21 protein-coding genes are annotated in these 22,835 nt (G+C 57.6%); 14 read left to right on the forward strand and 7 right to left on the reverse strand.

Going from position 1 to position 22,835, the window contains the following annotated elements; translation table 11 throughout:
• Positions 1–8 precede the first annotated feature (8 nt).
• Positions 9–1,442 carry a polyhydroxyalkanoate depolymerase gene (locus tag CSE6_RS16730; RefSeq protein WP_045840240.1) on the reverse strand — a complete coding sequence of 478 codons (1,434 nt, stop codon included), beginning with the start codon at positions 1,440–1,442 and terminating at the stop codon, positions 9–11.
• 169 nt (positions 1,443–1,611) lie between these two features.
• A complete protein-coding gene (gene dusA / locus CSE6_RS16735) occupies positions 1,612–2,652 on the reverse strand; it encodes a tRNA dihydrouridine(20/20a) synthase DusA (RefSeq protein WP_083994753.1) in 1,041 nt (346 codons plus the stop codon).
• Between the two features lie 98 nt (positions 2,653–2,750).
• Between dusA and CSE6_RS16740 the strand changes: the two genes are divergently transcribed.
• The 11 genes from CSE6_RS16740 to CSE6_RS16790 all read left to right on the forward strand — a co-directional run bounded on the left by CSE6_RS16740 (position 2,751) and on the right by CSE6_RS16790 (position 13,082).
• A complete protein-coding gene (locus CSE6_RS16740) occupies positions 2,751–3,785 on the forward strand; it encodes a site-specific integrase (RefSeq protein WP_059441035.1) in 1,035 nt (344 codons plus the stop codon).
• A complete protein-coding gene (locus CSE6_RS16745; protein WP_059441036.1) occupies positions 3,785–4,429 on the forward strand; it encodes a hypothetical protein in 645 nt (214 codons plus the stop codon). Before CSE6_RS16740 ends, CSE6_RS16745 begins: the two co-directional genes overlap by 1 nt.
• 42 nt (positions 4,430–4,471) lie before the next feature.
• Positions 4,472–4,759 (forward strand): AlpA family transcriptional regulator, encoded by a 288-nt coding sequence (locus tag CSE6_RS16750; protein ID WP_059441037.1) that lies wholly within the window; start codon positions 4,472–4,474, stop codon positions 4,757–4,759.
• Positions 4,756–7,047: a DUF3987 domain-containing protein gene (locus tag CSE6_RS16755; protein WP_152668597.1), complete on the forward strand. Its 2,292-nt coding sequence runs from the start codon at positions 4,756–4,758 to the stop codon at positions 7,045–7,047. The genes CSE6_RS16750 and CSE6_RS16755 overlap by 4 nt, the downstream gene beginning before the upstream one ends.
• A 236-nt stretch (positions 7,048–7,283) precedes the next feature.
• On the forward strand, positions 7,284–8,504 hold the full coding sequence (locus CSE6_RS16760) for a phage major capsid protein (protein ID WP_059441039.1): 1,221 nt from the start codon (positions 7,284–7,286) through the stop codon (positions 8,502–8,504).
• Positions 8,505–8,517: 13 nt separating this feature from the next.
• Entirely contained in the window at positions 8,518–9,045 is a 528-nt protein-coding gene (locus CSE6_RS16765) for an HK97 family phage prohead protease (protein ID WP_059441040.1), read from the forward strand.
• Positions 9,042–10,223 (forward strand): phage portal protein, encoded by a 1,182-nt coding sequence (locus CSE6_RS16770; protein ID WP_059441041.1) that lies wholly within the window; start codon positions 9,042–9,044, stop codon positions 10,221–10,223. Before CSE6_RS16765 ends, CSE6_RS16770 begins: the two co-directional genes overlap by 4 nt.
• Entirely contained in the window at positions 10,216–10,611 is a 396-nt protein-coding gene (locus CSE6_RS16775; RefSeq protein ID WP_152668598.1) for an HNH endonuclease, read from the forward strand. The genes CSE6_RS16770 and CSE6_RS16775 overlap by 8 nt, the downstream gene beginning before the upstream one ends.
• Before the next feature lie 54 nt (positions 10,612–10,665).
• A complete protein-coding gene (locus CSE6_RS16780) occupies positions 10,666–11,139 on the forward strand; it encodes a hypothetical protein (RefSeq protein WP_052052662.1) in 474 nt (157 codons plus the stop codon).
• Complete coding sequence (locus tag CSE6_RS16785; protein WP_059441042.1) at positions 11,136–12,635, forward strand: terminase large subunit; 1,500 nt, start codon at positions 11,136–11,138, stop codon at positions 12,633–12,635. Before CSE6_RS16780 ends, CSE6_RS16785 begins: the two co-directional genes overlap by 4 nt.
• A 177-nt stretch (positions 12,636–12,812) precedes the next feature.
• Entirely contained in the window at positions 12,813–13,082 is a 270-nt protein-coding gene (locus CSE6_RS16790; RefSeq protein ID WP_059441043.1) for a head-tail connector protein, read from the forward strand.
• Here the strand turns inward: CSE6_RS16790 and CSE6_RS16795 are convergent.
• Together CSE6_RS16795 and CSE6_RS16800 are read right to left on the reverse strand one after the other, a co-directional pair.
• Positions 13,069–13,275 carry a hypothetical protein gene (locus CSE6_RS16795; RefSeq protein ID WP_059441044.1) on the reverse strand — a complete coding sequence of 69 codons (207 nt, stop codon included), beginning with the start codon at positions 13,273–13,275 and terminating at the stop codon, positions 13,069–13,071. The genes CSE6_RS16790 and CSE6_RS16795 overlap by 14 nt on opposite strands.
• A gap of 103 nt (positions 13,276–13,378) precedes the next feature.
• Entirely contained in the window at positions 13,379–13,747 is a 369-nt protein-coding gene (locus tag CSE6_RS16800) for a hypothetical protein (RefSeq protein ID WP_152668599.1), read from the reverse strand.
• Positions 13,748–14,302: 555 nt separating this feature from the next.
• Between CSE6_RS16800 and CSE6_RS16805 the strand changes: the two genes are divergently transcribed.
• Entirely contained in the window at positions 14,303–14,977 is a 675-nt protein-coding gene (locus tag CSE6_RS16805) for an alpha/beta hydrolase (RefSeq protein ID WP_034355583.1), read from the forward strand.
• A 129-nt stretch (positions 14,978–15,106) separates the two neighbouring features.
• Here CSE6_RS16805 and CSE6_RS16810 read toward each other — a convergent pair whose 3' ends face one another.
• The 3 genes from CSE6_RS16810 to CSE6_RS16820 all read right to left on the reverse strand — a co-directional run bounded on the left by CSE6_RS16810 (position 15,107) and on the right by CSE6_RS16820 (position 19,430).
• The gene (locus CSE6_RS16810) at positions 15,107–17,053 is read right to left on the reverse strand and encodes a long-chain fatty acid--CoA ligase (RefSeq protein ID WP_052088325.1); all 1,947 of its coding nucleotides are present in this window, start codon (positions 17,051–17,053) and stop codon (positions 15,107–15,109) included.
• A gap of 76 nt (positions 17,054–17,129) precedes the next feature.
• Complete coding sequence (locus tag CSE6_RS16815) at positions 17,130–18,674, reverse strand: MHYT domain-containing protein (RefSeq protein ID WP_034381155.1); 1,545 nt, start codon at positions 18,672–18,674, stop codon at positions 17,130–17,132.
• 120 nt (positions 18,675–18,794) lie between these two features.
• Entirely contained in the window at positions 18,795–19,430 is a 636-nt protein-coding gene (locus CSE6_RS16820; protein ID WP_003065031.1) for a GntR family transcriptional regulator, read from the reverse strand.
• Positions 19,431–19,552: 122 nt separating this feature from the next.
• Between CSE6_RS16820 and scpA the strand changes: the two genes are divergently transcribed.
• Both scpA and meaB read left to right on the forward strand, forming a co-directional pair.
• A complete protein-coding gene (gene scpA, locus CSE6_RS16825) occupies positions 19,553–21,727 on the forward strand; it encodes a methylmalonyl-CoA mutase (RefSeq protein WP_034381153.1) in 2,175 nt (724 codons plus the stop codon).
• A gap of 37 nt (positions 21,728–21,764) precedes the next feature.
• Positions 21,765–22,769, forward strand: a complete 1,005-nt coding sequence (gene meaB / locus CSE6_RS16830; protein ID WP_172415174.1) for a methylmalonyl Co-A mutase-associated GTPase MeaB — start codon at positions 21,765–21,767, stop codon at positions 22,767–22,769.
• The last annotated feature ends 66 nt before the right edge of the window (positions 22,770–22,835 follow it).

Below are 22,835 nucleotides of genomic sequence, written 5' to 3' on the forward strand. Positions count from 1 at the left end.
GCGAGCCTTTACGCCCTGGCGCGGTGGGAGTCGCGTCCTTTCAGGGCTGGGGCGCTATTTTGACCTGTTTTTACAGCCTTGGCAGACTTGTCTGCATGGGCCTCGTTGCTTTCCAGCTCTACTCCGTCGTCACTGACGCTGCTCAGATGGCCTGCGACGCTGGCGGCTGTCGCGCTCGCGGGCTGGTGGGACAGGATGAAGTCGCGCACCTGCGGGTAGACGGTCTTGCGCCAGCGGCTACCGCTGAAGATGCCGTAATGGCCTGCACCTTGGACTTCGATATGCTGGCGCGCCTCGGCTGCGATGCCGGCACACAGATCATGGGCGGCGCGGGTCTGTCCTGCGCCCGAGATATCGTCGAGCTCGCCTTCCACGGTCAGCAAGGCTGTGTGTCGGATGTCCTGAGGCCGCACCAGCTCGGGCTGGCCCTGCTCGTTTTTGACTTCCCAGGTGCCCTTGACCAGCTTGTACTCCTGAAACACGGTGGCGATGGTCTCAAGATAGTAGTCGGCATCCATGTCCAGCACAGCGTTGTATTCGTCATAGAACTTGCGGTGGTGCTCGGCGCTGGCCTCGTCACCCTTGATCAGGTCCTTAAAATAGTCGTAATGGCTGTTGGCGTGGCGGTCGGGATTCATGGCCACAAAGCCAGAGTACTGCAAAAAGCCGGGGTAGACGCGGCGGCCGGCACCAGGGTAATTGTTCGGCACTTCGTAGATGACGTTGTTCTCGAACCATTCATAGCTGCGGGTTTCGGCCAGGTTGTTGACGGCTGTCGGTGAGCGGCGTGCATCGATGGGGCCGCCCATCATGGTCATGGACAGCGGCGTCACCTCGCCACGGCTGGCCATCAGCGAGACGGCCGCCAGCACGGGCACCGTGGGCTGGCAGACGCTGACTACATGACACTGACCATAGCGCCCTTGCAGATAGCGAATGAATTCCTGCACGTAGTTCACATAGTCGTCCAGATGGAACTCGCCCTCGGACAGCGGCACGGTGCGGGCATTCTTCCAGTCGGTGATATAGACCTTGTGGCCTCCGAGCATGCTTTGCACGGTGTCGCGCAGCAAGGTGGCATAGTGGCCCGAGAGCGGTGCAACGATCAGCACCACAGGCTGGCTGAGCATGAGCTCCAGTGTTTCTGGATCGTCGGAAAAGCGCTTGAAGCGGCGCAGCTCACAAAACGGCTTGTCGACCTCCACCCGCTCGCGGATGGTGACATCCACGCCGTTGACTTCGACGTTATGCAGATCGAATTCAGGCTTTTCGTAGTCCTTGCCCAAGCGGTACATGAGGTTGAAACCCGCTGCCATGCGCTGGGCCAGGGGCACCTGGCTGAAGACCGAGTGGGGGTTGTTGTAGAACTTGGAGGCGGCCTGGGCAAAGTCTGCAAAGGGCTCAACCATTGCGCGCTGCATTTCGTAGATCTGATAGAGCATGGGACGCACTTCTGCTGGTTATGTTGCAGTGCAATATAACAGCAGAGTTTGACATGCGAAGTAGTGAATTCCCTTCAAACTGCGCAACTGCGGGGATTGCGCAACGCATGCCGGACTTGGCCGCGCTTGAAAGTAAAAAAGCTGACCGAAGCCAGCTTTTCATGCAAGGTCAAAGCATCTGCTCCGCGGGTTCCGGCTGGATCTCGTTCGGCTTGGTGCGGGCCAGCTTCATAACCTCGTGCGCAGGCAGGGTCTTGAGACGGTGGTCGCTCCAGACCTGGCGCCAGCGGCGCGCACCGGCGAGGCCGTTGCGCAGCCCCAGCATATGCCGGGCAATCGAATACCAGTGCGTGCCATGCTCGCGTGCTTCGCATTCCATATACAGCACCATCTGCTCTTCGATCTGTTCGCGCGTACGCTCTCTGCTCTCATCCTGATAGTAAAGAGCATCCCAGGACGCCATCCACCAGGGGTTGTGGTAGGCCTCGCGGCCCACCATGACGCCATCGACCTGCTGCAACTGCTGCTGCACTATGTCGTCGGTCTTGATGCCGCCGTTGACCGCGATGGTCAGGCCCGGAAAGTCACGCTTGAGTTGTGCCACGACTTCGTAGCGCAGCGGCGGGATTTCACGGTTTTCCTTGGGGGAGAGGCCTTTGAGCCAGGCGTTGCGAGCATGAACCACAAACACCTGGCAGCCTGCATCGGCAACGGTGCCGACGAAGTCGCGCACAAAATCGTAGCTTTCGATCTTGTCGATGCCGATTCGGTGCTTGACAGTGACGGGAACGGACACCACGTCGGCCATGGCCTTTACGCAATCGGCTACCAGTGCGGCCTCGTTCATCAGGCAGGCGCCGAAAGCCCCACGCTGAACGCGCTCGCTGGGGCAGCCGCAGTTGAGATTGATCTCGTCATAGCCCCATTGCTCGCCCAGGCGTGCACTGTGCGCCAGATCGGCCGGCTCCGAGCCACCCAATTGCAATGCCACGGGGTGCTCTTCGGCCTCAAACCGCAGATGACGAGCCACGTCGCCATGCACCAGAGCTCCGGTTGTCACCATTTCGGTGTAGAGCAGGGTGTGCTGGCTGAGCAGGCGGTGGAAATAGCGGCAATGCTTGTCTGTCCAGTCCATCATAGGGGCCACCGACATGCGCCACATGCTATGTTCTTGATTTGATTGGATGTTTTTAGATTCTTGAACTGTCATTTTTGCTCATGTGCACTCTGAGGTGCACACGGAATGCACACGGGGGGCTTTAAAAGTGCAAAATCGGGGCATATCTCACTGCACACGATTGCACACACATGGCGACATTTTCTCAGCTCCCGTCCGGCAAGTGGCGCGCTCAAGTCCGAAGGGCCGGAATCTCTAGGGGTGCTACCTTCGCAACTAAGCGCGAGGCACGCGAATGGGCCACGGCCATCGAGGCTCAAGCGAACCATATTGCAGCCGGAGGCTTTGCCCCCATCCCCAAGACGGTGACTGTAGGCGACTTGATAGACAAGTACAGGGAATCGACCACTGACAAGGTGGGCAAGACCAAGACCGCCACGCTGGAAATGCTCAAGCGCGAATTGGGCAAGGGCAAACTGGCGAACCTCAATGCGGTAGTGCTGCGTGACTTCATCGACCGCCGCCAGAAAGCCGGGGCTGGTGGCGTGACGATTGCCGCTGATCTGTCTTTCCTGTCAGCCGTTCTTAAATGGGGACGCCATGCCCGTCAGCTAGACATTCCTGAGCGGCTGGCGCTGGAAGCCCGTGCCAGTCTGGTGCATCGTGGGCTAAAGACGCGCGGCCAAGAGCGTGACCGGGAGCCGACAGACCAAGAGCTAGACGCCATCTATGCACTGTGGGCCGGCATGACCCGCCAGAAAATCCCCATGCAGACTATTTGCCGCTTTGCCTTGGCAACTGGTATGCGACAGGGCGAAATCACACGGTTAGAGGTTGAGGACGTGGACATCGCCGCCAAGACCGTGGTGATACGTGACCGCAAAGACCCAAAGAACAAGTACGGCAACAATCAGACTGTGCCGCTGCTGCCCGCCGCGTGGGCCATCGTTGAGCCGCTCATTCAGGAAAAGGGCACAGGGTTTCTCTTTCCGTATGACGAGCGCAGCGTTTCGGCGTCGTTTACACGCGCCTGTCAAGCCCTAGACATTGAGGACTTGCATTTTCATGACCTGCGCCACCGTGCCGCCGCAGAGTTTTTCCGCATGGGGCTGGGCATTCCACAGGTGGCACTGCTGACGGGTCATAAGACATGGCAGATGCTTCGCCGCTATACGGCCATCAAGCCCGAGGACGTGCACAACGCTATCAAGGCTGGAGGGGTGTGATGGCTACGAAAAAGGGAAAGCGCTATTCCAAACGAATTGAGGACGCCCACGGTTGCACGTCGATTGACCCAGACGTTTTCCATTATTTCAGAGGCTCCACTGTTAGGTATAGAGAGTGGGCAGCCCGGTATCTGGCTATACACGACATTGACGCAGAGACTTTTGCGTCTGCCGCACGCCTGAGCGGCCATTTGGATGAGGGAGCTGCTTTGCGTGAGCATGTGCAATCTATTAAAGGGGTGGATGTTGATAGCGGCGTATGGATGGCGGCAAGGATTTTTCAGCTTTGCAGCAGGATTGATGTGTTTATGAAGTCTCCTGAGTTGTTTAGACCGGGAGAGGGATTTCAGGACATCTTCGAGCTTGGGCGTATGAGCATGATGGCGCGCGTGTACCAGATTGACGAGGTAGCCACGGAAAAGAGGGTGAAGCCTGCTGCAAAGAGTCGCAGTGTCCCGGCTGACAAGGTCGCCCTCTGGAAAGAATGGCGCAATGAACCTCACTTAAAACACAAATCAGACAGAAGTGCGGCTGAAATAATAGAAAGACGCGAAGAGGGCCGCTTTTCAGCCGAGACGATCCGCAAAAGTTTTAAAAAATTGGGTACGTCAATTTGTGAAACCCAGACCCAAAATTACCTTTGACCTATCGATCACTTAGGCACCCCGCCTGAAAGGAAATAGGTCATGAATACACAGGTGCAACAGGCCACGGACGGCCAAACAGTGCAGGCTGATGGGCAAATGTCTCGCCTAATCGCTTTGGCAGAAAAGCTGGACTGCTTCACAGAAAGCGACTTGATGCTGCTGGGCAAACTGTCCCATAGCACGGTCGAGGCGTGGCGAAAAAGAGGCCAAGGCCCTGCATATATCTTGCTGGGCAATCGCTATCTGTACCCCCGGCAGGCAGTGGCCGAGCATTTGGCGAGCCTGACCCGCACCCGCACTAGCTTGGGTAAGGAGGCGCTTCTGTGAATGCCCGCCCGCCCATGCCCCAAACCCTCCCTCCCGCCCTGCAGGGCTTCACAGCTTTCAATCAGTGGCTCAATTACCGCCTAACCCCGCAGGTCAATGGCAAACTCAAGAAGGAGGCCATCGGCCGCGAAGGCTACCGTGTTGACCCTACCGACCCTGCGCGCTGGATGACCTACCAGGACGCCGCCGCGACTGGACTACCGCTGGCTTTCAGTTTCTCGGACAGTGACCCGTTCTTTTTTCTGGATATTGACAATGGACTTTCTGATTCTGGCGAGTGGTCTAGCCTTGCTCAGTCTATGTGCACACGCTTTGCGGGCTGTGCCATTGAAGTCAGTAGCTCGGGGCGCGGCCTTCATATATTTGGCGTTGGCAATCGCGAGCGGCATAGTAACCGCCGCGATGATCTTGGAGTTGAGTTCTACACACGCGGCCGGTTTGTAGCCCTCACAGGTAACATGCTGACGCCTGACGGGTCGGTATTCCACAGCCCCCCAGAGCTGGCAGCGCTGGTCGCTGAGTACTTCCCGCCCAGCCAGCACCAAGCCGCGACCGACTGGACTGATGGCCCGTGCGACGGCTGGGCAGGGCCGACTGATGACGATGAGTTGGTGCGCCGCGCTTGCCGTCACGTATCCGCCGCCGCAGCCTTTGCCGGTAAGGCGACGTTTGCCGACCTATGGGCGGGCAATGCTGAGGCACTGTCCGAGTCATACCCCAGCAGCACGTCGGCCTACGACGGCAGCAGTGCAGACGCCGCACTGTGCGCACATCTCGCGTGGTGGACCGGCAAGGACTGCGAGCGAATGACCCGTCTGCTGCGTGCCTCTGGGCTGGCGCGCGATAAGCACGACCGGGAGGACTATGTGCAGCGCACCGTGCTGCGGGCTTGTGGGCTGGTGACTGATGTGCTGAGGGATAAATCTGAGGGCGATTGGCCCGAGCTTGTACCTTTTAGCGTGCAAAGTTCAAAGGCTGAGAACTTCCCATTTGATGCATTGGGGTCAATCTTGGGAAATGCTGCGCGTGCTATTGCAGAAGATGTGCAAGCGCCTGACAGTCTGGCAGCGGGCAGTGTATTGGCTGCTGCCTCTCTATCGGTGCAGGCGCTGGCTGATGTAGTGCTGCCGCATGGAGACAAGACACCTCTGAGCCTGTTTGTTATCACTGGTGCTGCTTCTGGTGACAGAAAAACGGCAGTTGATAAGAACGCCTGCTATGCAGTCAATGAGTTTCGTCAGCATCAGGCCCGCGAGTACACACGGCAGATGCAAAGCTATGAGGCATTTGCTGCGAACTCAGACAAAGATACAAAGCCGCCGCCGCCTAAGACTCTGACCATTAACAACGCAACGGTGGAAGGTGTAGCTACGCTACTTAAAAATCAGTCGCACGTTGGAATTTTCACGGCTGAAGGTGGTGAGCTTTTGGGCGGCCACTCGCTTTCTAATGAGCGTAGATCGGCAGGGCTGGCGTTTTATCTCAAGGCATGGAGTGCAGAAGAATTAAGCGCTTTGCGGGTTGGCTCGGGGTTGAATAGTCTGTTAGGTCGCCGCATGGCTATGCATGTTTTAGTGCAACCAGTCTTGCTTCATCAGTTGATGGGGGATACGTTGGCTAATGACCAAGGCTTGCTTGCACGCTGCCTAATAGCTGAGCCTATGACATTGGCGGGAACGCGCTTATATCGCCCTGCGAATGTGCAGCGTCGTCCTGAAGTCGTGGCCTATAACGAAAGACTTAAAGCCTTGCTTGGAATCATGCCAACTGTTCACCCAGACGGTGACGGTTATGAGCTTGTACCGCAGGAATTAGCAATTAGCACATTAGCAGCCCAGCATTGGGTGAACTTCTACGACGAGGTGGAAGCAAAGCAAGCGCCAGGAAAAGAGTTTTCGGGAATTCGGCCCTTTGCATCTAAAGCCGCAGAGCAAGCTGCGCGAATTGCTGGTGTGATTGCAATGGTGGAATCGAACGGGGTTTCACAAATCGAAGAAGCGCAAATGCTTGGAGGCATAAAAATTGCACGCTTTTATCTTCAAGAGCATTTGCGCTTGATGGGGTCGGCCCTGCAAGTAAATTCTGAGCGATTGCCACGCAAGATGGTTGATTGGATTTTAAAGGCTGGAGGCCATGTGACTAACGCACACATTCTTCAAAGCTGCCCTTCTGAAATTAGAAAATTGAAAGCGCAAAAAATTAATGAGCTACTTTCGGAGCTTGCAAAGCGTGGCTATGTAAGAGAGAGTAGCTCAGGTTGGGAGGCGAACCCTCTTGCTAATTGCTAATCCTGCTAATTTTGCTAATGACCGACTAGATAGTTTTATCTTCAATTAGCAGCGTTAGCAAAATTAGCAATTAGCAGCCCGTCTTTATGGCGGGCTTTATTTATGGGTGATTAATCGGTACATATTGCGTCAATTGCGTTTTTGAATATCAGCCAGGACAATTTAGGCATTAATTTGCCGCGTTTGGCAGTTATTCAAACCGCCCCGGAAATCGTGGGCTAACGTGAAAGACCAATATGCAGATTGCAGCTATCCGCGAAGCCCGCACCGCCAAGGTGGCCCAAGCCCGTGCCCTGACTGATGGCGAGATGACCGCCGACAAGGCCGCAGCCTTTGACAAGCTCAAGGCTGAAATCACAGCGCTGGAGGCTGACGAAGCCCGCGCCCAATTCATTGACGACATGGAGCGCCGCGCCGCTGGTGCACCCGTGGACAAAGCAGCCCGCCAGATGGAAAGCCGCATTAATGTGCTGGACGCCATCGCCGCCCAGGTTGAGCAGCGCGCCGTGACTGGTGCCCTGGCTGAGTACCAGCAGGAAGCCAAGCGCCAAGGCTTAGAAGCCCGCAAAGGTGGCGTGCTGGTGCCATCGAGCATCTTTGAAAAGCGTTCGACCCAGACGACCACGACCAATGCCGCCGTGGTGCCTGACGACTACCGTGCTGACCAGTTCATTGGCCTGCTGCGCAACTCGCTGCTGGTGCGTTCGCTGGGTGCCCGAGTGCTGCCCGGTTTGCGTGGTGATACCGTGATTCCCAAGCAGACGGGGGCCGCAACTGCCTACTGGCTGGCAGAGGGTGACAGCCTGACCGAATCCAGCGCCGCTTATGGCTCTATCAAACTGGAACCCAAGCATGTGGGCGCGCTGTCTAGCCTGTCCCGCCAACTGATCCAGCAGGCTAATCCCGCCATTGAGCAACTGACCCGCGATGACTTCTCGCAGGTGGTGAGCTTGGCAGTGGACAAGGCCGCATTCCACGGTGATGCAGCAGCCAAGCAGCCCGTGGGCATCTTGAACACTGTGGGCATTCAGACCGCATCGCTGGCTACGCTTAATTGGGCCAGCATCGTGGCGCTGCTGGAAAAGCTGGGCCTGGAGAACGTGACACCCAATGCCATCGTGACTCACGCCAAGGCCGCAACCAAGCTGCAAACCACGCTCAAGGACACAGTGGCTGGCGCTGCCTACCTGATGCAAGCGGGTCGCGTGGCTGACCTGCCCGCCTACGTGACCAACCAACTGGACGCCCAGGGCACGACGACCAAGACGGGCCGCCTGATCGCTGGCGACTTCAGCCAGTTGGTGATTGGCGAATGGGGCAGCACCGAAGTGCTGGCCAACCCCTACGCACCCGGCCACTACGAAAAAGGCGCCGTGCTAATCCGCATCCTGCACACCATGGATATGGCTGTACGCCATCCCAAGGCGTTTGTGGTTGCTGACGACATGGCGCTGTAAAGCGAGCGCCGCCATGGAGATTCGCTCTATAGGCGGTGTGCAAGCCCAAGGCCGCAAGGTTACGGGCTATGCAGCCGTATTCAATCGAGAAACGGACTTAGGCGAATTCCGGGAGCAGATCGCACCTGGAGCATTCCGCCGCAGTCTGGAGAGCCGCCGCAATATCCGTGCGCTCTACGACCATCAAACGGGGGCAGTGCTAGGCACGACCCAAGCCCACACCCTAGAGCTGCGAGAGGATGCCCACGGCCTTCATTTCACATTGGAGCTGCCTGATACCAGTGTTGGGCGTGATGTGGCCGAGCTGGTTAAGCGCGGCGATGTTAGCGGGTGCTCTTTTGGTTTCCGCGTGAACCCTCACGGTGAGAAGTGGGAGCGCCGCGCCGATGTTGCTGTGCGCACTCTGGTTGATGTGACGTTGGCTGAAATCACGCTGACCGCAGATCCTGCTTATGCAGATACAGAGGTTGCACTGCGCTCCATGGGATTTTGCGAACGCTTCCAAGACCGCCGCAAGCTGTGGCTGGAGACATGCACATGAGCCTCATTACCCGCGCCCTGAATGCTGTGGGCCTTGAGCGCCGCAGCACCAACCCTAACGACCCTTGGGGGCCTTATCAGACCCTGCGCACCGCTGGAGCCGTCAACCCGACCACGGCCCAGAGCGTCAGCGCCGTCTATGCCTGTGTGCAGGCCATCTCTGAGACTGTGGCAAGCCTGCCGCTGATTCTCTACAAGCGCGACGACGACAACCGCGAGCGAGCCTCGCAGCACCCGCTTTACCGCGTGTTGCACGATCAGCCGAACCCAGAGCAAACCGCGCTGGAGTTCCGCGAGTTGATGACGGCCAATGTGCTGCTGTGTGGCAATGCCTATGCACGCATTGAGCTGGGCAGTGATGGGCAGGTGAGGGCGCTTTGGCCTTTGAATCCCAATCGCGTGAACCCGCTGCGCGCCAATGACCGCATTGTGTATGACGTGACCGAGACAAGCGGCAAGGTGACGCGCCTGCTGGCCCATGAAGTCCTGCACCTGCGCCACCGCATTGGTGAAGACGGAATTCTTGGTGTATCGCCCATCGCTGCTGCCCGTGGCGTGGTTGAGCTGGCAATTGCCGAGCGTGAGCATGGTGTGAGCACCTTTAACAACGGAGCCAAGCTGCTGGGCGTGCTCAAGTTCCCCGGCAAATTGAAGCCCGAGCAGCGCACCGCCATTGCCTCATCGTGGAGCAGCCAGCACGCCGGTGGTGCGAACGCTGGACGCACTGCGATTCTTGAAGAGGGCGTGGACTTCCAGACCGTGAGCATGAGCCTTGAGGACGCCGAATGGATAGAGGCCCGCAAGCTGTCCGTGATAGAGGTTTGCCGCCTGTTTCGTGTGCCGCCCGTGATCGTGCAGTCCATGGAGTCAGCTAACTATTCCAACTCTGTAGAGCTGGCCCGCCAGTTTGTCACCCAGTCACTGCGCCGCTGGCTGGTGATGTGGGAGCAGTGCATTGCCGCCAAGTGCCTGACCGATGCAGGCCGCCGCACCTACTTTGCCGAGCACAGCCTAGAGGGCCTGCTGCGTGGTGATGCTGCGAACCGTGCCGACTTCTACGGCAAAGGCATTGACGCCGGATGGCTGCTGAAGTCAGAAGCCCGCCGCCTTGAAAACCTGCCAGTTATTGAAGGGATTGATGATGCCAAGCAACAAGAAGCCACGCCTAACAATGTCTAAGCCGCGCCTGCAAGTGGCCGTCAACCCTCATGCGCTGAAGGTTGCACGCAAGCCTCGCCCGAGCAAGACAGGCCGCGATGCTGACCCGCGCCGCACGCTGCCGCTGACTAGCGCTGCATGGCGCAAGCTGCGTGCCGTAGTGCTCAACGATCAGCCCCTGTGTGTGGACTGCGCTGCCCGTGGGTTGACTGTGGAAGCCAAGGACGTTGACCACAAGGACGGTAATCCGGGCAACAACGAGCGCGAGAACCTGCAAGGGCTATGTCACCCCTGCCACAGCCGCAAAACCGCGTCAGACCACGGCAAAACGGTGCAGATGGGGTGCGATGTGCACGGGATGCCCACCGACCCCCGACACCCGTGGAATCAGGAAATCACGGGCGACTGATCGACTCTGACCGCGCCCCTCCACGCGAATAAACGCTAACCGAGAAGAAAAGCCATGAAACTGACCCCAAAGCGCAAACGCTCAGACAGTGCCGCCGCAGCCGTGGCCGCCGCTCAGGCGGTGGCGCTGGGGCCATTGAAGCCGCCCGCCCATGTGACCCTGCGCCCGTGTGATGGCCCGTTCTGGGTCGCCATCATGGAAGCCCGTGCCCGTGATACGTGGACAGCCACCGACCTGACGACCGCCGCCAATCTGGCCCGCACACAGGCCGACATTGAGCGGCTACAGGCTGAGGCAGATGCTGAGGGCTTCACCATCCCCGGCGCTAATGGCGTGCCGCAGGTGAACCCCAAGCACAAGCTGCTGGAGACTCTGAGCCGCCGCGCTGTGGCGCTGTCCCGTGTCTTGCATGTGCACGCTGAAGCCACGGTGGGTAAGTCAGAGGACGCCGCCAAGGCGCTGGCCAACGAGCGCCAAGCCCGTGGTGAGCACGACGACCTCATTCCAACGCTGGGCACACTGCAATGACCCGCGCTGAAAAAGTCATCAAGTTTATTGAGCAGTTCTGCCTGACGCCAGAGGGCGCCCAGGTGGGCCAGCCCATGCGCTTGGCAGGCTTTCAAAAGCAATTTATCCGCGATGTGTACGACAACCCGGCAGGCACGCGCCGCGCCATCCTGAGCATTGCCCGTAAGAACGGCAAAAGCGGCCTGATCGGGGCCTTGCTGCTGGCGCACTTGGTAGGCCCAGAGGCCAAGCAAAACAGCCAGATTGTCAGCGGTGCCATGAGTCGTGACCAAGCCTCATTGGTTTTTGCGCTGGCCTGCAAGATGGTGCAGCTATCGCCCAAGCTGTCCAAGATCGTGCGCATTGTGCCCAGCGGTAAGCGCCTGATCGGCCTGCCGTTAAATGTGGAATACAAAGCACTGGCCGCAGACGGCAAGACCGCCCACGGACTTAGCCCCGTGCTGGCTATCTTGGATGAGATCGGCCAGATTCGTGGCCCGCAATCTGACTTTGTGGATGCTGTGACCACATCGCAGGGCGCGCATGAGGCCCCGCTGCTGATCGCCATATCCACACAGGCGGCCAGCGATGCCGACCTATTGAGCCAATGGATTGACGACGCCCAGCGCAGTGAAGACCAGCGCATTGTGTGCCGCCTGTATGCAGCGCCTGAAGGTGCAGACCTGATCGATGAGGCAGCATGGCAGGCCGCAAACCCGGCGCTAGACCTATTCCGAAGCCGTGACGACCTGCGCGAGCAGATGGCCCAAGCCGTCCGTATGCCCAGCATGGCGAACATGGCCCGCAATCTGCTGCTGAATCAGCGAGTCAGCACAGACAGCCCGTTTGTGTCGCCCGACGTGTGGAAGGAATGCGCCGCCGAGCCGCTGCCGTTTGATGGCCCGGTGTATGCCGGTCTGGACTTGTCAGCCCGCACCGACCTCACAGCCTTGGTGCTGGTGGGGCAGGTGGAGGGCGTATGGCAGGTGCAGCCGTTCTTCTGGACGCCAGAGCAGGGCATTCATGACCGTGGCAACCGTGACCGAGCACCCTATGCGATGTGGGCACAGCAAGGCCTGCTGCGCACTACGCCAGGCGCAACCGTGGATTACTCACACGTTGCCAATGACATGCTGGAAATCTTGGACGGCCTAGACGTGCAGGCTATTGCCTATGACCGCTGGCGCATCACCATCTTGCGCCGTGAGCTGGACATGCTGGGCGTGGAGCTGCCTCTAGTCGAATGGGGCCAGGGCTTCAGAGACATGGCCCCGGCGCTGGATGCCCTAGAGGCCGAGCTGCTGAATGGGCGCATTGCACATGGCGGCCATCCCGTGCTGACCATGTGCGCCGCCAATGCCACGGTGGTGAAAGACCCGACTGGCGCACGCAAGCTGACGAAAGCAAAGGCCACGGGTCGCATAGACGGCCTGCAAGCTCTTGCCATGGCGATGGGGGCTGCCAGCCGTTCCGACTATGCACAGCCCTATGAGGGGGCTGGATTCACGTTTGTTTAACCCTGCCCGGAGGGGCCACGCAAGTGGAAAGCCGGGGGCGGATTAGTCGGTGAGTGCCGCTTCATGAAAAACCCCGACAGCGTGCGGCACCAGCTCCCAAGGTGGGCGCAAGCAAACAAGCCCCGGCCTGCGCGATGCAGGGCCGGGGCACCTACACCTTGAAACTGAAAGCCTCAAATGCTGACACTAGCCGAAACCAAATTGCACTTGCGTGTTGACCACGGGGCAGAAGATGCCGCCATTACAGCAATGATTGCTGCCGCTGAGGCGTCTGTGCGTGAGTACCTGAATGCTGAAGCGCTGCCAGATCAGCCGCCCGTGCGCGCCGCTTGCCTGCTGCTGGTGGGCACGCTCTATGTCTGCCGGGAGACGGTGGACAGCGCCGCCATGGTTGAGGGCAAGCTATTTGAGCGGCTGCTTGCCCCGTATCGTCTTATGAGCGTCTGAGGCTACGGGAAACTTCATCTAGCGCCTGACCTATTGGTTCGACGGCGGCAAACAAATCGGCCTGACCTATGGCGCTATCTTCTAAGGATGTGATCTTTGCCGAAATTGTTTCCAGCATCGAATAGCACCCCCCGGTGAGGTCAATCAGCTCTTGGGTTTTCTCAATGAGTTGTTCGAGAAGTTCGTCGGACATGTAGCCTCCTTTGGATTGGAGGTTTCATTTTGTCACATGACTTTGGGTTTAGGTAGTGCACACCGCGTGCACACGACTGCCCAGAAACCCGCATGGATGTTGGTTAATCGCAACCATCCATCATAGGGGCCACCGACATACGCCACATTCTGCTATCTATTTGTTTTTTAACGGTTTGTTCGGTGCTCATACTATGAAAAGTGCCTTGTGGTGCACTGAAAATTGACCTTGTTTTACCCGTCCTACCGGGTTTTTTGATGCTAATGCTGCATTGGTGCGCCACAAATTTCATGGTGCGCTGATTGGGACCATCGCCCAGAGAAGGAACGCCGATGGCGTCATATCGTTCCGGGCTCAGATCCGCCTGAAGGAAGGCGGAGAACTGACTCTTTCCGAGTCCAAGACATTCACCCGGCGCGCTCTTGCCCAGGAATGGCAGCGGAGACGTGCAGCAGAAATCGAGGAAGTCCAAGCGACAGGCCTGCCTGTTCACGGTCTCGTCACCCTTAAGCAGATACTGCAGGATTATGTCAGCGATGCAAAAGGCATCGTGGCATGGGGGCGGTCCAAGACGGCCGACATCACGTGCTTACAGAAGGCCTGGTTAGCGCACCGAAGAGGGGATAGGCTTGGCCAAGGTACTCAATGACATTGTCTGGTTGCACCGGGCTTGCCTGGGCGCGTGGCACGCTATGGCAGGCACAAGCTGGTGCAGGAGCTGCAGAGACTGTAGATCATTTGCCGTTTGAGAGGTGATCTTGCAAGGTGAGACGACGAATTAGAGCAGCTTAGCCTGCAGGTGCAGATCAAGCGGTCTATGAATATCGATTGATTTATCGAGAGCTGCTAAGTTCAAGAGCGGTAGAAGACTCCTGGCGGTCATGTAAGCTGGCTTTTGGAGGACAGTAGTGAGCCTCTATTGATGACTTCCAAGAGTATGTGTAGCGGGTTCAATTCTCTCAAGTTAGCGCTATTGAAGCGCAAGTCCGTCACGCCAGAGCTAACTCTTACCAAGGGAGTACCTGTGATGTCAGTGCTCAAATCACTCATATGGGTTTTCAGTTGCGTCTTGGCGATGCCGGTTACGGCGCAGATGCCTCAAGGTGAGTATCTTGACGGAAAGGACTCCAAGGTGGGAGTTGTCCTGGCTCACGGCAGAGGGAACTCTCCAGACGGTAACGTAGTCGGTCCATTGAGGCGTGCTATTCACAAAGACTTAGGCTTCCATACCTTCTCTTTGCGGATGCCGGATCCTGGCGCAGACTCGCCTGATTCGCCCGAGCTTGCCGCCTCGTTTCCGGAGGCCTATCAGCGAATTCAATCTGCAATTGAATATCTGAAAATGCAGAAAGGAGTGGAGCGCATCTACTTGATGGGGCACAGCATGGGTGGGCGTATGGCAACTGGCTTCCTGGCAAACAATCCCACTGCGCCGATTGTAGGTTTCATCGGGGTCGGATTGACTGCGGGAGGCAAGGAACCTGTTAACACCAATCTAAATCTGCGAAAAGTGAAGCTTCCAGTTGTCGATGTGTACGGTGACAACGAAATGGATGCGAGAGCAGCGTCTTTTCGCAAGTCCCTCGTTTCCGAGAACTTTACGCAAGTGGAGGTTTCCGGAGCAAAGCATGATTACCGTGGCTATGAGAAGCCGGTGTCAGACATCGTCATCGAATGGCTGAAGAAGAGAGAAGGTCGGTGAATATGAAGTTAGTAACAGAATCAGAAATTGATTGCAAGGCATCTTGGCCGTGCGTGAGATTGATAGAGATATTTAATGTAACTTACATGAATTTCTCAAGGGCTCCTTAAGCCCTATCTCGATCAATTACTAAGCCTTTGTCTTCCAGCTGTCAATGGGTTTGACGTACATCTGCTCGATAGCGTCTTTGTAGTGAGCCATCAGATTCTTTCGCTTGAGCTTGAGGGTAGGGGTCATCAAGCCGTTGTCAATGTTCCAACTATCCCTGACCAGGTGGATGGCTCTGGGCACTGCATAACGGGCAAAGCTGCGTGTCTGCTTTTCGATTCGGGTAAGCGCTTCTCTCTCTGCCGCTGCATGCTGCAGACTGGATCCATCATTCGGGTTTAGGCCAATACTCCTGGAAAGGATTTCCCACTCCACTTGACTAACAACCGCAATACAGGCGATGAACGGACGATCCTCGCCAACGACAAACACTTGCTCAAACAGGGGATCGACGAGGATGGCCTGTTCCACATCATTGGGAGGCACTTTCTCACCCGTCGATGTAACAATGATTTCCTTGATGCGACCTTTAATTCGGATACGGCCATTTTCGATTGAAGCTTGGTCGCCGGTTCTCAGCCATCCGTCGGCAGTAAAGGCTTTGGTAGTGTCTTCCGGACGGTTCCAATAACCGCGCATCACTACCGGGCCAGACACCTGCAACTCCTGATCCTCGCCAATTCGAACCTCAATTCCCGGCAGTACGCGGCCAACGGTATCGGGCCAGTTATCGTCGAGCCCGTTGGCGCTGACGACAGGAGAGGTTTCGGTCATGCCATAGCCTTGCACCATGGGCAGGCCCAGACCTAGAAAAGTGCGCGCAATTGTCGGAGACAGTGGAGCTCCGCCACTCACAGCCACGCGAAGCCGGCCTCCAAACTGCGCAAGTAGGGGCTGGTCGACAAGTTTGCGCAAAAGCCAGCCGGGCAAGGCAGAAGCCCAGCTTGCCTTGGCTTCCAGTTGCTCGCCCAAGGGCATGCCTTGATGAGCGCAGAAGCTCTTCCAGCCTTTGTTGACTGCAGCGTCGAACAGCTTGTGCTTGAAAGGGCTGGAAGCAAGCGACTCTTGAACCTTGGCATAAACACGTTCATAGATGCGAGGCACCGAGATCAGTACGGTCGGCTTGACCTGTTTCATATCCTGTGCGAGTTGTGCAACAGAGCGTGCGTAGGCGACGCAGGAACCGGTAGCAACGGCCAGGTAGTAGCCTGCAGTTCGCTCGAAAGTGTGAGAGAGCGGCAGGAACGAGAGAAAGACGTCCTCAGGGAAGGCCTTCACACGCTGCATCACCGCGTGTAAATCACTGACCACGTTGTCGTGAGTGAGCATGACGCCCTTGGGCTTTCCCGTCGTACCGGAGGTGTAGACAATGCCCGCCAGCTCCGTTTTCTTTGGTGGCAGGGGGAGGGCAGAGGTATGCTGCTGACCAGCCTGAAGCCAGGCAGACAAAACAATGACCGGCTTACGCTGCAAGGCCTTGACTGAGTCCTGCTCTGCTTGCTCGACAGGTACGACGTAGGCATTCGATGAATCGATTGGATGGCCTTGCTGTGCGTGAATAACGGCCTGGAGTCCCGGCAGGTCCTGACCTGTAGCACAGATTCTCTGCCAGGCCTTGGCGTCGGCCACGACCAGCAAGGAAGCACCCGAGTCGGCCAGGATGTAGGCAATGCTGCCAGCATTGTCGATGGCATGCAGAGGAACTGGCACGTAACCACAGCGCAGACAGGCCTGGTCGATGGTCATTGCATCAAAACCATTGGGCAGCAAGATTGCAACCCTTGCGCCTGGAGGAAGATTCGAGGCACATAAGGCGTGGCTCCACAGAGCGACACGTTCGGCTGTTTCGGCCCAGCTCAGGCTTTTCCAGGCATTTGTGCTTTCATCGAACTCTCGGTAAGCCTCGCCTGATGGCGTGCAGCGAACCCGCATGGCCAGAAGCTCTGGCAAGGTTTGCACTTGCTCGATAGTCAAATGCTGTTTCTCTGCTTGGAGACCCAGTACATCAGTTTCACTTGCTTGGTTCATGCGCTTGCCTTCAGGAAGCGGGCAATTTCCCGCTACGCGAATGATAGCGCCAGAGACATCCAGGCTGGTATAGGGCTCAGATCGTGGCTCCAAGCGGGATATCGATGCTTTGATAGCAGACGGCGATGTAATGGTGCAGGCGATGCTGCTCGTCGCGCACTGCCGTCAGGGAAATCTGATGTCGGTTCCTGTCATGGTGCATGATACGCAGGCCTTGCCAGTGCCCTTTTTTACCGATTTCGGTCCAGATCTGCGACCATTGGACAGCCGTGTTGTCATCGTCGTGGATGAAAAGACTGGAGAACTCCTTGTTCTTCGCTCCTTGGCGGTTCAAGCCGCTGATACGCGCAAAGGCCGGATTGATATCTACTATTTTCCGGTTTGCATCAAGGACCACCATGCCTTCGAAGGAATGATTGAATACCGTGGCAGCTATATGTAGTTGCCGTTCGGTTCGCTTGCGGTCTGAGAGATCGGTCAGAAGGCCTACATACATGCGCTGACCCCGGGCCTCGGCCTGGCTCAAGGCCAGGCGCATGGGAATCAGCGTACCGTCCTTGTGCTGGCCGAGCACCTCTGAAATCTTGTTCTTCAGAGGTGGCGCGTTGTTTCGCTGGCCGGCTTCATGCTGTTCCAGATAATGATCATGCTGGTTGAACAGCGCTGCGGGCATGAGCATTTTCACGTTCTGGCCCAATACTTCATCTGGACTCCAGCCGAATATGACCTCAGCTGCTGGGTTGTAATCCGTTACGCATCCCCGATTATCGATGCAGATAATTCCATCTGCTGCCATATTCACCAAAGCTTGCAGTCGGGCTTCATTCATATCCACTTTCTGCCAGCGACTGCGGTACTGAATCAAGGCATTGGCCTGTGCAATCAGTCCGCCAAATAGCAGAGTAATCACGGCAATGGTCAGCGCCAGAATCAAACGATCGTTCGATGATGCCGCGTCATGCGTTTCATGCTCGGCCGTGACTCGCAGCGCCAGCATGGCTGTGTAATGCATGCCCGAGATCGCGGCGCCCATGATGATGGCTGCCAGCGTTTTGCGCCAGTGGTCTTGTTTGAGGTTGAAGCGTGCCAGCCCGAAACGAATCCAGAGCGCCAAGGTGGCCAGCGCTACGCCAACAATGAGAGAAATGGCAAACCAGAGTGGTGAGTACTGGTGCGTGGCAGGCATGCGCATTGCTGCCATGCCGCTGTAATGCATTGCAGCAATGCCAATACCAACCGTCAAGCCGCCTAATGCCAATTGCCTGAGATTGAGTTCATTGTGAGCCAGCAAGGCAAGGGCCACTGCTGATGCCGCGATACCTGGAATGATCGAGAAGACGGTGACCGGCAAATCATACTGAACTGCAGCATGCATCGAATAAGCGAGCATGCCGATGAAATGCATGGCCCAGATGCCTATGCCCAGTGCCAGCGACCCGCTCACAATGGACCAGTTGCGCAACTGCCTTGATGTGGCCAGTCTGGCAAAAGCAGCATGGCGCAAAGCTTGACCAGAGGCAATCCAACAAACTGCCAGCGATAAGGTCACAAGGAAGGGGTCATATTCACCCTTTAGCACGTGAGCGTCGGCAGACGGGCTCCAGAAAAATTGCGCCAGCATGAATCATGGTCCTGTAACACTGAAAGCACATTCAGTTACCTGACAAGCATCGCATGAAGTGGGTAATCCAATATTTCAAATTTATAGGATAAATACTAGAGCGGATCGAACATGGATCTTTTAGATCGCAGCGTCGAGTCCATTTGAGAAATGCTGCTGCACTGCGCTCATGGCAATTTTCGGATCGCGCTTCAGCAGTGCTTGCATGATGGCTTCGTGCTCTGCCAAGGAATCTTCAATACGGCCTTGTTTGAACAGTGATTTGTGACGGTTCAGCTTCATGACCTTGCGCAAATCGGCCACCAGTTGGTTACGCCAGCGGTTATCGGCAATATCGAGAATCTGCATGTGAAAGCTTTCGTTGAGCGCGAAGAACCGCTCGGCGTCGGCTGTGTTCCGCTTCAACTCCTCGTGGGTCTGCTGCAGACGCTGCAATTGCTCGTCCGTGGCCTTGCCGGCAACCTCGGCCGCAGCATCTGCCTCCAGCAGACTCAGCAATCGATAGACGTCGGAGATGTCCTTGCGCGATACCTCGGTCACGTAAGCGCCTCGGCGCAGTTTCATGGTCACCAGGCCTTCAGCGGCCAGTACTTTCAGTGCCTCGCGCAGGGGGGTGCGGCTGATGCCGTATTCCTCGGCAATCTTGAGTTCGTCGATCCAGGCTCCGGGCTCAAGCTCTCGCCGGAAGATGCGTTGACGCAACTGCTCGGCGACCTGCTCATATAGCGCAAGAGGAGTAAGTGTTTTGCTTGTCATTACGCGAGATTATATGCTGCAAGTATTTTGAATTCATAATTATGAATCATGTACACTAGGCGCATCTAGGTAGTTCACCGCAATTCCAAACTTCACTGCGCGCACCGCATACGAGAGACAACATGAGCCAAGAGAATCCGGCACAGGACCCACAAGAATTTGCACCCGCTGATCTGCAAGCCTGGAACAAGGCCGCCAACAAGGCGGCCCCCGGTGGCGACATCAACAACCTGAACTGGGTCACGCCGGACGGTATCACCGTCAAGCCGCTGTATACGGCTGAAGACACTGCCGATCTGCCCTTTACCAACACGCTGCCGGGATTCGCCCCTTATATCCGCGGCCCCCAGGCCACCATGTATGCAGGCCGGCCCTGGACCATTCGCCAGTACGCGGGATTCTCCACCGCCGAAGAATCCAACGCCTTCTATCGCAAGGCCCTGGCTGCCGGCGGTCAAGGCGTTTCCGTCGCTTTTGACCTGGCTACGCACCGTGGCTACGACTCTGACCATCCACGCGTGACGGGGGATGTGGGCAAGGCCGGTGTGGCGATTGACTCCGTCGAGGACATGAAGATCCTCTTCAACGAGATCCCTCTGGACAAGGTGTCCGTTTCCATGACCATGAACGGCGCCGTGCTGCCCGTGCTGGCCGGCTATGTGGTAGCCGCCGAAGAGCAGGGTGTCTCGCAGGACCAGCTCGCCGGAACGATTCAGAACGATATTCTGAAAGAGTTCATGGTGCGCAACACCTATATCTATCCGCCCAAGCCGTCGATGAAGATCATTGGCGACATCATCGAGTACACGAGCCAGAACATGCCCAAGTTCAACTCGATCTCGATCTCGGGCTACCACATGCAGGAAGCCGGTGCCAACCAGGCGCTGGAGATGGCTTTCACGCTGGCCGACGGCAAGGAATATGTGAAGACAGCCATTGCCAAGGGCATGGACGTGGACGCTTTTGCGGGCCGTCTGTCCTTCTTCTGGGCCGTGGGCATGAATTTCTACCTGGAAGTGGCCAAGATGCGTGCTGCGCGCCTGCTGTGGTGCCGCATCATGAAAGGCTTTGACGCCAAGAACCCCAAGAGCCTGATGCTGCGCACCCATAGCCAGACTTCGGGTTGGTCGCTGACCGAACAGGACCCCTACAACAACGTGGTTCGTACCACCATCGAAGCCATGGCGGCCGTGTTTGGCGGCACCCAATCCCTGCACACCAATGCGCTGGACGAAGCCATTGCCCTGCCAACAGAGTTCTCTGCCCGTATTGCCCGCAACACGCAGCTGATCATTCAGGAAGAGACCCATATCACCAATGTGATCGACCCCTGGGCCGGCTCCTACATGATGGAAAAACTGACCCAGGAAATGGCCGACAAGGCCTGGGCCATCATCGAGGAGGTCGATGCCATGGGCGGCATGACTGCCGCGGTGGATAGCGGCTGGGCCAAGCTCAAGATCGAGGCTGCCGCCGCCGAGAAGCAGGCGCGTATCGACTCGGGCAAGGAAGTCATCGTCGGCGTCAACAAGTACAAGTTGGCCAAGGAAGACCCGGTCGACATTCTGGAAGTGGACAATGTCAAGGTGCGTGACAGCCAGATTGCGCGGCTCAAGAATATCAAGGCTAAGCGCGATGCAGCCCTGGTCGAAGCTGCGCTGGCTGCCATCACGGCAGCGGCAGAGTCCGGCGAGGGCAATCTGCTGGACCTGTCCATCAAGGCCGTGCGTCTGCGTGCCACGGTAGGTGAAGTTTCCGACGCGATGGAAAAGGCGTTTGGCCGCCACCGCGCCGATACCCAGAAGGTGACCGGTGTGTACGCTGCCGCTTATGACTCCGCCGAAGGCTGGGACAAGCTCAAGGAAGAAATCAACACCGCTTCGCAGGCCATGGGCCGACGCCCCCGAGTGATGATCGCCAAGCTGGGTCAGGATGGCCATGACCGTGGAGCCAAGGTGGTCGCCACTGCCTTTGCCGACCTGGGTTTCGACGTGGACATGGGGCCTCTGTTCCAGACCCCCGAAGAATGCGCTCGCCAGGCCATCGAGAACGATGTGCACGCTGTGGGTGTCTCCACTCTGGCCGCCGGGCACAAGACTTTGGTGCCAGCCATCATTGCCGAGCTCAAGAAGCAGGGTGCGGACGACATCATCGTCTTTGTGGGCGGTGTGATTCCCGCTCAGGACTATGATTTCCTCTACAACGCGGGCGTCAAGGGCGTATACGGACCCGGCACTCCCATTCCTGCCAGCGCCAAGGATGTGCTGGAGCAGATCAAGAAGGCCAACGGTCTCTGATCGGCCGGCAAGCATCGATAGCAAAGGCGATCGCGACGTGACCCCTGAGCAAATGCAAGACGGTATCCTGCGCGGCAACCCTGCCGTGCAGCGCCGGGCCATGGCCAAGGCCATTACCTTGCTTGAATCCTCCCGGGCCGACCATCGTGAACAGGCAGACGGCCTGCTCACCGCTCTGCTGCCGCATACGGGCAAGGCGTTTCGCCTTGGCATTAGCGGCGTGCCGGGCGTCGGCAAATCCACCTTCATCGAAGCCCTGGGCCTGTACCTGATAGAGAAGGGTCTGCGTGTGGCCGTGCTTGCGATCGATCCGTCCAGCACAGTCTCAGGCGGCTCCATCCTCGGCGACAAGACTCGCATGGAGCAACTGTCCATGCGGCTGGAGGCCTATATTCGCCCCAGCCCCAGCAGCGGCACGCTGGGCGGTGTGGCCGAAAAGACGCGCGAGGCCATGCTGGTCTGCGAAGCCGCCGGTTACGACGTGGTCATCGTCGAGACCGTGGGCGTGGGTCAGAGCGAGATCGCCGTGCACGGCATGACGGACATGTTCTGCGTGCTGCAGCTGCCCAATGCGGGTGACGACCTACAGGCCATCAAGAAGGGCGTGATGGAGCTGGCCGATCTGGTGGTCATCAACAAGGCCGACATCGACCCCCATGCGGCCACGCGTGCCCAGGCCCAGATCACATCGAGCCTGCGCCTGCTGGGCATGCACGGCAACCCCGACCACGCCAACACCGGTGCGCTGTGGCAGCCGCGTGTGCTGCAGATCAGTGCCTTGCTGGGGCAGGGGGTGGAGGGCTTCTGGGCTGCAGTCAGCAGCTTCAGAGAGCTGCAGACCGTCAACGGTCGCCTGGCCCTGCGCCGCGAGAAGCAAGCCCTGTCCTGGATGTGGGAGCGCATCGACTTCGGCCTCAAGCAGGCGTTTCGCCAGCATCCGCAGGTCAAGGCCATGCTCCCCGTCCTTCAGGACGATGTGGCAGCAGGTCGTATCGCTGCCAGTACCGCAGCAAGAAATCTGCTTCTAGCCCAAATGCAGTAGGCGCTAGCAGCTCTTATTACCATAGCATCGCAGCATCACCATTGCGAGACAAGCAACCCAAATCAC

This window comes from Comamonas sp. E6 (assembly GCF_001010305.1).
Taxonomy (GTDB): Bacteria; Pseudomonadota; Gammaproteobacteria; order Burkholderiales; family Burkholderiaceae_C; genus Comamonas; species Comamonas thiooxydans.

Excerpts from the sequence above, each read along its gene's own strand:
- CSE6_RS16730 (WP_045840240.1), bottom strand. The coding sequence starts at position 1,442 with ATGCTCTATCAGATCTACGAAATGCAGCGCGCAATGGTTGAGCCCTTT.
- dusA (WP_083994753.1), bottom strand. The coding sequence starts at position 2,652 with ATGACAGTTCAAGAATCTAAAAACATCCAATCAAATCAAGAACATAGC.
- CSE6_RS16740 (WP_059441035.1), top strand. The coding sequence starts at position 2,751 with ATGGCGACATTTTCTCAGCTCCCGTCCGGCAAGTGGCGCGCTCAAGTC.
- CSE6_RS16745 (WP_059441036.1), top strand. The coding sequence starts at position 3,785 with ATGGCTACGAAAAAGGGAAAGCGCTATTCCAAACGAATTGAGGACGCC.
- CSE6_RS16750 (WP_059441037.1), top strand. The coding sequence starts at position 4,472 with ATGAATACACAGGTGCAACAGGCCACGGACGGCCAAACAGTGCAGGCT.
- CSE6_RS16760 (WP_059441039.1), top strand. The coding sequence starts at position 7,284 with ATGCAGATTGCAGCTATCCGCGAAGCCCGCACCGCCAAGGTGGCCCAA.
- CSE6_RS16765 (WP_059441040.1), top strand. The coding sequence starts at position 8,518 with ATGGAGATTCGCTCTATAGGCGGTGTGCAAGCCCAAGGCCGCAAGGTT.
- CSE6_RS16770 (WP_059441041.1), top strand. The coding sequence starts at position 9,042 with ATGAGCCTCATTACCCGCGCCCTGAATGCTGTGGGCCTTGAGCGCCGC.
- CSE6_RS16775 (WP_152668598.1), top strand. The coding sequence starts at position 10,216 with ATGTCTAAGCCGCGCCTGCAAGTGGCCGTCAACCCTCATGCGCTGAAG.
- CSE6_RS16780 (WP_052052662.1), top strand. The coding sequence starts at position 10,666 with ATGAAACTGACCCCAAAGCGCAAACGCTCAGACAGTGCCGCCGCAGCC.
- CSE6_RS16785 (WP_059441042.1), top strand. The coding sequence starts at position 11,136 with ATGACCCGCGCTGAAAAAGTCATCAAGTTTATTGAGCAGTTCTGCCTG.
- CSE6_RS16790 (WP_059441043.1), top strand. The coding sequence starts at position 12,813 with ATGCTGACACTAGCCGAAACCAAATTGCACTTGCGTGTTGACCACGGG.
- CSE6_RS16795 (WP_059441044.1), bottom strand. The coding sequence starts at position 13,275 with ATGTCCGACGAACTTCTCGAACAACTCATTGAGAAAACCCAAGAGCTG.
- CSE6_RS16805 (WP_034355583.1), top strand. The coding sequence starts at position 14,303 with ATGTCAGTGCTCAAATCACTCATATGGGTTTTCAGTTGCGTCTTGGCG.
- CSE6_RS16810 (WP_052088325.1), bottom strand. The coding sequence starts at position 17,053 with ATGAACCAAGCAAGTGAAACTGATGTACTGGGTCTCCAAGCAGAGAAA.
- CSE6_RS16815 (WP_034381155.1), bottom strand. The coding sequence starts at position 18,674 with ATGCTGGCGCAATTTTTCTGGAGCCCGTCTGCCGACGCTCACGTGCTA.
- CSE6_RS16820 (WP_003065031.1), bottom strand. The coding sequence starts at position 19,430 with ATGACAAGCAAAACACTTACTCCTCTTGCGCTATATGAGCAGGTCGCC.
- scpA (WP_034381153.1), top strand. The coding sequence starts at position 19,553 with ATGAGCCAAGAGAATCCGGCACAGGACCCACAAGAATTTGCACCCGCT.